At 70.5% G+C, this 7,863-nt stretch carries 8 protein-coding genes; 2 read left to right on the forward strand and 6 right to left on the reverse strand.

The genetic code is table 11. The features are described 5' to 3' along the window. Window positions 1–73: 73 nt before the first annotated feature. The 3 genes from ACFC02_RS40495 to thyX form a co-directional block, all read right to left on the reverse strand. On the reverse strand, window positions 74–1,759 hold the full coding sequence (locus ACFC02_RS40495; RefSeq protein WP_376367700.1) for a ribonuclease J: 1,686 nt from the start codon (window positions 1,757–1,759) through the stop codon (window positions 74–76). Between the two features lie 194 nt (window positions 1,760–1,953). Then, window positions 1,954–2,853, reverse strand: coding sequence for a 4-hydroxy-tetrahydrodipicolinate synthase (gene dapA, locus ACFC02_RS40500; RefSeq protein WP_376367702.1), 900 nt, complete (start codon window positions 2,851–2,853; stop codon window positions 1,954–1,956). Between the two features lie 236 nt (window positions 2,854–3,089). Next, window positions 3,090–3,830 (reverse strand): FAD-dependent thymidylate synthase, encoded by a 741-nt coding sequence (thyX, locus tag ACFC02_RS40505; RefSeq protein ID WP_376367705.1) that lies wholly within the window; start codon window positions 3,828–3,830, stop codon window positions 3,090–3,092. Between the two features lie 204 nt (window positions 3,831–4,034). Between thyX and ACFC02_RS40510 the strand changes: the two genes are divergently transcribed. Further along, window positions 4,035–4,268 (forward strand): hypothetical protein, encoded by a 234-nt coding sequence (locus tag ACFC02_RS40510; RefSeq protein WP_376367707.1) that lies wholly within the window; start codon window positions 4,035–4,037, stop codon window positions 4,266–4,268. Between the two features lie 130 nt (window positions 4,269–4,398). Continuing rightward, window positions 4,399–4,953: a phage holin family protein gene (locus ACFC02_RS40515; protein WP_376367709.1), complete on the forward strand. Its 555-nt coding sequence runs from the start codon at window positions 4,399–4,401 to the stop codon at window positions 4,951–4,953. 193 nt (window positions 4,954–5,146) lie between these two features. Here ACFC02_RS40515 and ACFC02_RS40520 read toward each other — a convergent pair whose 3' ends face one another. The 3 genes from ACFC02_RS40520 to ACFC02_RS40530 are packed head-to-tail and all read right to left on the reverse strand — an operon-like array spanning window position 5,147 to window position 7,786. Continuing rightward, complete coding sequence (locus tag ACFC02_RS40520; RefSeq protein ID WP_376367711.1) at window positions 5,147–5,602, reverse strand: hypothetical protein; 456 nt, start codon at window positions 5,600–5,602, stop codon at window positions 5,147–5,149. 11 nt (window positions 5,603–5,613) lie between these two features. Then, window positions 5,614–6,366, reverse strand: a complete 753-nt coding sequence (gene dapB / locus ACFC02_RS40525; RefSeq protein ID WP_376367713.1) for a 4-hydroxy-tetrahydrodipicolinate reductase — start codon at window positions 6,364–6,366, stop codon at window positions 5,614–5,616. A 40-nt stretch (window positions 6,367–6,406) separates the two neighbouring features. Beyond that, on the reverse strand, window positions 6,407–7,786 hold the full coding sequence (locus ACFC02_RS40530) for a M16 family metallopeptidase (RefSeq protein ID WP_376367715.1): 1,380 nt from the start codon (window positions 7,784–7,786) through the stop codon (window positions 6,407–6,409). Window positions 7,787–7,863 lie beyond the last annotated feature (77 nt).

Consider the following 7,863-nt stretch of genomic DNA (forward strand, 5'->3'; position numbering starts at 1 on the left):
GCCTCGATGCAAATCGAGGCGCCCCGCCACCAGTTCACACGTACGAGCTGCCGTAGGACAGTCGTACGGCCCGTCAGACCTCCACGACGACCGGCAGGATCATCGGCCGGCGTCGGTAGGTGTCCGAGACCCACTTGCCCAGCGTGCGACGGATGAGCTGCTGCAACTGGTGGGAGTCGGCGATCCCCTCCTGGGCCGACTTCTCCAGGACCTCCGCGATCTTCGGGATGACTGCGCCGAAGGCGGAGTCGTCGATGCCCGAGCCGCGTGCCTGGAGGTGCGGGCCGCCGGTGACCTTGCCGGTGGTGGAGTCGACCACCACGAAGACCGAGATGATGCCCTCGTCCCCGAGGATCTTGCGGTCCTTCAGAGCGGGCTCGCCCACGTCGCCGACGGAGAGTCCGTCGACGTAGACGTAGCCGGCCTGGACCTTGCCGGAGATCTTGGCCTTGCCCTCGACGAGGTCGACGGTCACGCCGTCCTCGGCGATGACGATCCGGTCGTGCGGGACGCCGGTCATCGCGCCCAGCTCGGCGTTGGCGCGCAGATGGCGCCATTCGCCGTGCACCGGCATCAGGTTCCTGGGGCGGCAGATGTTGTAGAAGTACAGCAGTTCGCCGGCCGAGGCGTGGCCCGAGACGTGCACCTTGGCGTTGCCCTTGTGCACGACGTTGGCGCCCCAGCGGGTCAGGCCGTTGATGACCCGGTACACCGCGTTCTCGTTGCCGGGGATCAGGGACGACGCCAGAATCACCGTGTCGCCCTCGACGATGCGGATCTGGTGGTCCCGGTTGGCCATGCGGGACAGGGCCGCCATCGGTTCGCCCTGGGAGCCCGTGCAGACCAGGACCACCTCGTGGTCGGGCAGGTCGTCGAGCGTGCGGACGTCCACCACCAGGCCCGGCGGGACCTTGAGGTAGCCGAGGTCGCGTGCGATGCCCATGTTGCGGACCATCGAGCGGCCGACGAAGGCCACGCGGCGGCCGTACTCGTGGGCGGCGTCCAGGATCTGCTGGATGCGGTGGACGTGGCTGGCGAAGCTCGCCACGATGATCCGCTTGCCGGCGCCGGCGAAGACCTGGCGCAGCACGCCGGAGATGTCCCGCTCGGGCGGGACGAATCCCGGCACCTCGGCGTTGGTGGAGTCCGCCAGGAGGAGGTCGATGCCTTCTTCGCTCAGCCGTGCGAACGCATGCAGGTCGGTGAGCCGACGGTCCAGCGGGAGCTGGTCCATCTTGAAGTCGCCGGTGTGGACCACCATGCCGGCGGGCGTGCGGATGGCGACGGCCAGGGCGTCCGGGATGGAGTGGTTGACCGCGACGAACTCGCAGTCGAAGGGACCGATGCGCTCCCGGTTCCCCTCCACGACCTCCAGCGTGTAGGGGCGGATGCGGTGCTCCTGGAGCTTGGCCTCGATGAGCGCGAGGGTCAGCTTGGAGCCGATCAGCGGGATGTCCGGCTTCTCCCGCAGGAGGTAGGGGACACCGCCGATGTGATCCTCGTGGCCGTGCGTGAGGACGATGCCCTCGATGTCGTCGAGGCGGTCCCGGATGGACGAGAAGTCCGGCAGGATCAGGTCGATTCCGGGCTGCTCCTCCTCGGGGAAGAGCACTCCGCAGTCGACGATCAGCAGGCGTCCGCCGTACTCGAAGACCGTCATGTTGCGGCCGATCTCCCCGAGGCCGCCGAGCGGGGTGACGCGGAGGCCTCCGTCGGCGAGCGGCGGGGGCGGCGCGAGTTCAGGATGCGGATGACTCAAAAGACCCTCCTCACCACACGCGCCACGTACCGGTGGGCACGTGGCGCGCGTGACGTTCGTGCAGAAGCAGTTGTCGTTGTCGGTGCAGGCACCGGTGCCTGCGGTTTCGGTGCTTGTTCAGTTGTGGTGCCCGGTTCCCGGGTCTGGTTCCGGGTGGAGCCGGGCGGTGCGAGGGATCTCGCGAAGTCTCGTTGTCAGAGCTGTACCCCGCCGGCGGCAAGATCGATCTTGAGCTGTTCGGTCTCCTCGGGCGCCAGCTCCACCATGGGCAGTCGCAGCGGTCCGCCCGGCAGTTGCTGGAGGGCGAGCGCGGCCTTGGTGGTCATCACGCCCTGGGTGCGGAACATGCCGGTGTAGACGGGCAGCAGCTTCTGGTGGATCTCGGTCGCCTTCTGGACGTCACCGGAGGTGTACGCCTCGATGAGGGCGCGCAGGTCGGGGGTGACGAGGTGGCCGACGACCGAGACGAAGCCGACCGCGCCGACGGAGAGCAGCGGCAGGTTCAGCATGTCGTCGCCGGAGTACCAGGCGAGACCTGAGTGGGCGATGGCCCAGCTCGCGCGGCCGAGGTCGCCCTTGGCGTCCTTGTTGGCGACGATCCTCGGGTGCTCGGCGAGGCGGACGATCGTCTCCGTGTTGATCGGGACGCCGCTGCGGCCGGGGATGTCGTACAGCATGACGGGCAGGCCGGTCGCGTCGGCGATGGCCTTGAAGTGCCGGTACAGGCCCTCCTGCGGGGGCTTGTTGTAGTACGGCGTGACGGTCAGCAGGCCGTGCGCGCCGGCCTGCTCGGCGGCGCGGGCCAGTTCGATGCTGTGGTGGGTGTCGTTGGTGCCGACGCCGGCCACCACGTGGGCCCGGTCTCCGACGGCCGCCACGACCGCGCGTACCAGCTCCGTTTTCTCCGCATCGCTGGTGGTGGGGGACTCGCCCGTGGTGCCGTTGACGACCAGGCCGTCGTTGCCTGCGTCCACCAGGTGGGCGGCGAGCCGCTGCGCGCCGTCGAGGTCGAGTGCGCCGTCCGCCGTGAAGGGCGTGACCATGGCGGTGAGGACCCGCCCGAAGGGGGTCTGCGGAGTCGAGGTCGGAGCCATGGGTAACACGCTACTCGCTGCTCAAGGCGGGGTCTTCCCTCGGGGCGGGCGACAACTCGGGACAAAGGTGGAGCCCGGCACTGCCTGCTCGGGGGTTCAAGCAGTGCCGGGTCCGTTCGATCAGGCTAGATAACTTCCAGAAATGCCGCAATACGGACACTTCGCAAGGCTGATCCGTACATCTGTCCCTGGCGCCGCCCCCTCGGAAAGAGGGGGGCGCGCACAGCCGGGACGGGCTACGGGGCGACCCGGCCGTTGGCGTTGAAGGCGGCGTACGTCAGGGGCATGAGCTTCGCCCACTCGGCCTCCATCCGCTCACCGACCATCTCGATCTCGCGCTGCGGGAAGGACGGCACCTTGGCCAGCTCGTGCTGGGTGCGCAGGCCGAGGAAGTGCATCAGCGAGCGGGCGTTGCACGTGGCGTACATCGAGGAGAACAGGCCCACCGGGAGCACGGCGCGGGCGACCTCGCGGGCCACGCCGGCGGCCAGCATCTCCTGGTAGGCCTCGTACGCCTGGCGGTAGGAGTCCTCCATGACCCGGCCGACCAGTTCCTGCTGGCCCTGTGTGCCCTCGACGAACCGGTACTTGCCGGGGCGGCCCTCCTGGACCAGCTTGCGCGAGGCGTCGGGGACGTAGAAGACCGGCTGCAGCTCCCGGTAGCGGCCGGACTCCTCGTTGTAGGACCAGCCCACGCGGTGCCGCATGAACTCGCGGAAGACGAAGATCGGGGCGCTGATGAGGAAGGTCATCGAGTTGTGCTCGAAGGGACTGCCGTGCCGGTCGCGCATCAGGTAGTTGATCAGGCCCCTGGAGCGCTCCGGGTCCTTGTCCAGCTCGTCCAGGGACTGCTCGCCGATGGTCGAGACGCGGGCCGCGAAGAGCACGTCGTTGTCCGACGCGGTGTGCTTGACCAGCTCGACGTGAACATCGCTGCGGAAGCTGGGCAACAGGTCGTCGGCGGGGGTGTCGGTCACGGTGCGGGGGGTCCCTTCCTTCACGTCTGACGGGCGGCGCCCACTCTACGTGGGCGGCCACCGCCTCCCTCGTCCGCATTCGCCCCAGTCAATTTCCGGAAATGGGCACCTTTCGGGACACTCATGCGTCTGTATGTGTGAGACACACCCGTTCGACCCCGAACTTCCCCACCTGGACCGTCCCTGAAGGGAGCCGTACCCGCGATGTTCCGTCGGCGTGAGCCCGTCCCGTTCGCCTTCGTCGCCGAGGCCGACCGCTTCCGCAGCAATGTCACTCCCCCGCCCCGGCGGCGGGCGTCGGCGGCCCAGATAGCCGGGCGCTGTCTGCTGGGCCTCACCATCGTCGCGGGACTCGTGGGTTCCTTGATCCTGGGGATGCCCGCACTGGCGATCACTCACTCCCCCACCCAGACCCAGCAGGCCTCGCACGGGCACTGACGAAGGGCGTTGACGCAGGAGGGGCTGAGGGGCCCGGCCACCCCCCTGGCCCCCCGCGGGTGGTGGGCGGGAACACAGCCGGATAGCCTCACCGGGCACAGCCCATGCGTGGATTGAGTGAGGACCCGCCGTGCCCCTGCCCTTCCTGACGGCCGACCGCGCCTTCGACGCAGCGGACGATGTCGCGCTGCCGTTCGACGACCGCGAGCGCTGGCGGCGCCCGTACCGACCCGGCCCCTGGCGGGTGGGCGTGGCCGCGCTGGTGCTGCTCGTCGCCTCCTTCGTGATGCTGTCGGCGGTCGTGATCGCGTTGAGCGGCGAGATGTCCGCGGGCGCCGCCTGTCTCGGCGTGGGAGTCGTCGTGATCGCCATGGCGCTGCGGCTGCTGCGCATGGGTGTGTGGGTCAGTGCGCGCGGGCTGCGCCACACCGGCTTCCTGATCACCCGTACGACGCCGTGGGCGCAGGTCGTCAGCGTGCGCACGGTGCAGCAACCGGTCCGCTGGCTCGGGCTGCCGCGCACTGTGCAGGGCCAGGCGCTGCTGCTCGTGCGCAGGGGGCGCCCCCAGGAGAACGTGCCGCCCCTGCTGACCACGCACGGCGCCGACTTCCTGGGCCGTGTGACCGCGTTCGACCGGGCGGCGGACACGGTGGAGGCGTGGGCGGACGAGTACGGGACCCGCTGAGCGGGGCCCGATACCCGGCCCCGTTGATCTGGGCCCCGCTCCGGGCGGGCGCGTCCCTGAGCGCATAGGGCCGAGTCCCGCAGTACCGGAAGCCCGCAGTGCCGGCAGCCCGCAGTGCCGGCACCGTCCGGTGTGCGGCGGCGCGTCGCGCGGGCGACCCGGGGCTGCGACCGTACGGCGGCGAGCGCCGCGCTCAGGCCACGGGGACGGGCTTGCCGTCGTGCAGGGCGATCGCGCGCTGCATCGCCTTGCGGGCGCGGGGGGTGTCGCGGGCGTCGTGGTAGGCCACGGCGAGGCGGAACCAGGAACGCCAGTCGTCGGGGGCGGCCTCCGTCTCGGCCTTGCGCAGGGCGAAGACCGCGTCGGCCGAGTCGCGGTCGATGCGCCCGCTGGGCGTGCGCTCGAGTTCGTCGACGGGCAGGCCGCCCTCGGCGTCGAGTTCTGAGGCGAGGGCGTTGGCCCGGCGGACGAACTGGGTGTTCTTCCACAGGAACCACAGGCCGATCACCGGCAGGATCAGCACGGCCACCCCGAAGGTGACCGTCACGAACGTGCCGGACTCGATGAGCAGGACGCCGCGGCTGCCGACCAGGACGAAGTAGAAGACCAGGACGGCGGCCGTGACGAGGTAGGTGATCTTCGCGCGCATGGGGCTCGGGCTCAGTTCAGGTCGAGGAAGTGCTCCAGGCCGAAGGTCAGGCCGGGAGTGGTCACCACGCGGCGGGCGCCGAGCAGGATGCCCGGCATGAAGCTGCTGTGGTGGAGCGAGTCGTGGCGGATGGTGAGCGTCTCGCCCTCGGCGCCCAGCAGGACCTCCTGGTGGGCGAGGAGGCCGCGCAGGCGCACGGCGTGCACGGGGACGCCGTCGACGTCGGCGCCGCGGGCGCCGTCCAGCGCGGTCTCGGTGGCGTCCGGCGCCGGGGCCGTGCCGGCCTTGGCGCGGGCCTCGGCGATGAGCTGGGCGGTGCGCGTGGCCGTGCCGCTGGGGGCGTCGACCTTGTTGGGGTGGTGCAGCTCGACGACCTCGACGGACTCGAAGTAGGGGGCGGCGAGCTGCGCGAACCTCATGGTGAGGACGGCGCCGATGGAGAAGTTCGGGGCGATGAGCACGCCGGTCTCCGGGGACCGGTCGAGCCGGTCCCTCAGCTGCGCGAGGCGGTCGTCGGTCCAGCCGGTGGTGCCGACCACGGCGTGGATGCCGTGGCGTACGCAGAAGTCGAGGTTTTCCATGACCGAGTCCGGGGTGGTCAGTTCGACGGCGACCTGGGCCCCGTTCTCGACGAGGGCCTCCAGCCGGTCGCCCCGGCCGAGGGCGGCGACCAGCTCCATGTCCTCGGCGGCCTCGACGGCCCGTACGGCCTCGGAACCGATGCGGCCTCTGGCACCGAGGACCGCCACGCGCAGCTTGCTCATCTCTTGCTTCCTTTGACCGGAGGGGTGGGCGACCGAGGGGTCAGGCCACCGCGTCGTGCAGACGGGCGGCGTGCTTGTCCTTCAGCGGGCCGATGACCGACAGCGACGGGCGCTGTCCCAGGATGTCCCGCGCGACCTCGCGGACCTCGTCCGGGGTCACCGCGGCCATGCGGGCCAGCATGTCGTCGACGGAGATCTGCTCACCCCAGCACAGCTCGCTCTTGCCGATGCGGTTCATCAGCGCGCCCGTGTCCTCAAGGCCGAGGACGGTCGAGCCCTGGAGCTGGCCGATGGCGCGGCCGATCTCGTCGTCGGACAGGCCGTGCTCGGCGACGTGGTCGAGTTCGTCGCGGCAGATCCGCAGCACGTCGTGCACCTGGCTGGGCCGGCAGCCGGCGTAGACGCCGAAGAGGCCGCAGTCGGCGAAGCCCGAGGTGTAGGAGTACACGCTGTAGGCCAGGCCACGCTTCTCGCGGACCTCCTGGAACAGGCGGGAGGACATGCCGCCGCCGAGGGCGGTGTTGAGGACGCCGAGGGCCCAGCGGCGGTCGTCGGTGCGGGCCAGGCCGGGCATGCCGAGCACGACGTGGGCCTGTTCCGTCCTCCTGTTCTGCAGTTCGACGCGGCCCGTGGGGCGCAGGCCGCGTCGGCCGTCGCGCGGGGCGACGGGGACGGCCGCGGCGTTCCCGAGGGCGCCGGCCTTCTCGAAGGCGGCGCGGACCTGGCGTACGACCTTGGCGTGGTCGATGTTGCCTGCGCAGGCGACGACGAGGTGGGTCGGGTCGTAGTGCTTCTTGTAGAAGCGGCGGATGCGATCGGCGGTGAGGGCGTTGACGGTGTCGACGGTGCCGAGGACCGGGCGGCCGAGGGGCTTGTCGCCGAACATGGTGTGCGCGAACAGGTCGTGCACGCAGTCGCCGGGATCGTCCTCGGTCATGGCGATCTCTTCGAGGATCGCGCCGCGCTCGACGTCGACGTCCTCCTCACGGATCAGCGAGCCGGTGAGCATGTCGCAGACCACGTCGATCGCGAGCGGCAGATCGGTGTCGAGCACGCGTGCGTAGTAGCACGTGTACTCCTTGGCCGTGAACGCGTTCATCTCGCCGCCGACGGCGTCGAGGGCGGCGGAGATGTCCAGGGCGGAGCGGCGCTCGGTGCCCTTGAAGAGCAGGTGCTCCAGGTAGTGCGTGGCACCGCCCAGCGAGCGGGTCTCGTCGCGGGAGCCGACGTGCGCCCAGATGCCGAAGGTGGCCGAGCGCACGGAGGGCAGGGTCTCGGTGACGATGCGCAGGCCGCCGGGGAGGGTGGTGCGGCGCACGGTGCCGATGCCGTTCGTGCCCTTGATCAGGGTTTGGGTACGGGCGACGGCCCGCGCCTCCGAGGAGGTGGGGGGCGGCGCCGACAAAACCCCCGACCGCACATTGGGGGGGCGGGCGTATGAGCATCAGCGCCCACAGAGCCCCCCAAAAACGGGGGCACGGGGTGGATGGCGCGGGG

The organism is Streptomyces sp. NPDC056160 (genome assembly GCF_042268205.1).
Classification (GTDB): domain Bacteria; phylum Actinomycetota; class Actinomycetes; order Streptomycetales; family Streptomycetaceae; genus Streptomyces.

Coding starts and splice junctions, on each gene's coding strand:
- dapB (WP_376367713.1), bottom strand. CDS start 6,366: ATGAGCAAGCTGCGCGTGGCGGTCCTCGGTGCCAGAGGCCGCATCGGT.
- dapA (WP_376367702.1), bottom strand. CDS start 2,853: ATGGCTCCGACCTCGACTCCGCAGACCCCCTTCGGGCGGGTCCTCACC.
- ACFC02_RS40520 (WP_376367711.1), bottom strand. CDS start 5,602: ATGCGCGCGAAGATCACCTACCTCGTCACGGCCGCCGTCCTGGTCTTC.
- ACFC02_RS40510 (WP_376367707.1), top strand. CDS start 4,035: ATGTTCCGTCGGCGTGAGCCCGTCCCGTTCGCCTTCGTCGCCGAGGCC.